We start from the raw sequence: 2,165 nt of genomic DNA, 5'->3' as shown, positions 1-2,165 counted from the left end.
TGAATTCACAGAACGTTGACTTGATAATCTCTTAATAGCTAGAAATTCCTAAGAACTTCAAAGCTTTAACGTGACATCATCTCAGTCAGCGCCCACACGAATTGCTTGGTTAATTTTTAAAGATCGGTGCTTGATGAACTGCTTCGTTCCCTCAAGCGAGGCGCGTATTCTACAGAGCCTCACATTGTTGTCAACGACTTTTTTTAAGTTTCTGATTTATTTTTTGAAGCCAACAAATCAGCGAAAAGTCATCAACAAAACCAGGTACTTATATAGCCTATATCTCCGCTAACCCGGCTCGTCTTCGCTTTTCGTTCAACCCTTGCGGGCTGTCTCTCAAAGCGAGCGCGCATTATAAATATCTCGTCGACAAGCGCAACACTTTTATCGAGAAAAAACCGGCTTTTTATGTATCAAAACGTAAAGCGCTCAAAAGACGATCAAGATGGTTATTTGACAGCCAGTCTAGCCCGCTTTTCCAGATAGACCGGCAGCCTGAGAAGCAAAAGGATGATGAGCGGAAACGCAAATAAAATTGCTTCGAGATAATCAGATCTAGCCTGCCAATATACATGGACCAACGCGGCGAATGCCGAAAGATAGATAAGACGATGCAATCTCTTCCAACTCTTACCCATTTTCCTGATTACAAACTTAAAAGAGGTAAGTGCGAGCGCAAGCAAGATTAGAAATCCAAGCGCCCCAGCAATAACATACGGTCGTTTATACAAGTCTTCTACGAAGTTGGACCAATCAACAAGAAACGCTCCATAAGAAAAGACGTGCAGAAACGCATAAAAAAAGGAGTACAAGCCAATCATCCGACGATACCGCACAAAAGACGGTAGAGCTCGAAATTTTCGGAGGGGCGTCACAGACAGGGTAAGGATCAATATAACGAGCGCGGCCTCACCGAGAAATTCGACCAAAGCCTTGGCAGGCTCTGCGCCAAGCTGATTCGTCAAAGCCATCGAAAAGATATAGGGAGCCGGCAGCATCAAAGAGATAAATAAAGACCACCAGATTATCAAGTGGCGAGAACCATTCATCATCAAAAGTTCTTTTTCAGATCCATACCAGCATACAAAGATTCAACCTCCTCCGCATAGCCATTAAACATACGCGTTTCAATCCTGTTTGGGCTAAACAAGGTATTTGGCAAGCGCCGCTCTGTTTTCTGGCTCCAGCGAGGATGATCAACCTTCGGATTGACATTAGAGTAAAACCCATACTCTGACGGCCCTGCCTTTTCCCAACTAGTCTTCTCACGCTTATCCGTAAATCGAATCTTAGAAATCGACTTGATACTCTTGAAGCCATACTTCCAAGGAACAACCAAACGCAAAGGAGCGCCATTCTGATTGGGCAACTCTTTCCCATACATACCCACCGCCAGCATCGTCATGGGATGAAGCGCCTCATCCATTCTTAACCCCTCAACATAAGGCCAGTCTATGGTTGAACTAAAGGACCGCATCCCTCGCATTTCTGACGGCCTATTCAAAGTTTCAAAAAATACATACTTTGCAGAACCCTGCGGCTCTAAACGCGTAATCAAATCTCTCAACGGAAAACCGACCCAAGGAATGACCATTGACCAAGCCTCCACACACCTTAAGCGATATACTCGCTCCTCGAGAACCAGACCCTTGATCAGATCTTCCAACGGAAACACACCAGTCTTCCCAGCCATCCCCTCTACCTTTACAGACCAAGGATCTACAGTCATCTCATTCGCATATCGAGCAGGATCATCCTTACTAGTGCCAAACTCATAGAAGTTATTGTACGTTGACGCTGTCTCGAATGGTGTTGCCGCTTCACCCGGAGCATAATTCGTCGAATTCAAACCAGAGAACCCAGATGGGTCGATTGGGCCAGCCGTAGAAAGCGACGACATCCCGCCGAGCGACAAGCTAACGCTAGCGGTCGCTCCGAGAGAAAGAAACCTTCGACGATTGAGATAAACGCTTTCAGGGGTAATCTCTGACGAGAGCGGATCAGAATTTGACTTAACCTTAATTAGCATGGCGCGACCTTTTCGTTTTCCTAAGTTACGAGAAACAGTCACACTTAGACCATTAAGGGAACAGAAGTTCCCCTACTTGAGAGGCTATTTGCTTCGGACCTTACGCAAAAGACTTGTGACCGGGCCTGATGCAGCA

2 protein-coding genes are annotated in these 2,165 nt (G+C 45.7%); both read right to left on the bottom strand.

Features of this window, described 5'->3' with window-relative positions:
• Positions 1-449 precede the first annotated feature (449 nt).
• Entirely contained in the window at positions 450-1,052 is a 603-nt protein-coding gene (locus A3750_RS14150) for a sulfite oxidase heme-binding subunit YedZ (RefSeq protein ID WP_068466037.1), read from the bottom strand.
• Complete coding sequence (gene msrP, locus A3750_RS14145) at positions 1,052-2,029, bottom strand: protein-methionine-sulfoxide reductase catalytic subunit MsrP (protein WP_068548384.1); 978 nt, start codon at positions 2,027-2,029, stop codon at positions 1,052-1,054. Before msrP ends, A3750_RS14150 begins: the two co-directional genes overlap by 1 nt.
• Between the last annotated feature and the right edge of the window lie 136 nt (positions 2,030-2,165).

It is taken from the genome of Oleiphilus sp. HI0079 (assembly GCF_001635105.1).
Note: the sequence above shows the minus strand (reverse complement) of the source record. Positions and strands in the feature narration are given on the sequence as shown.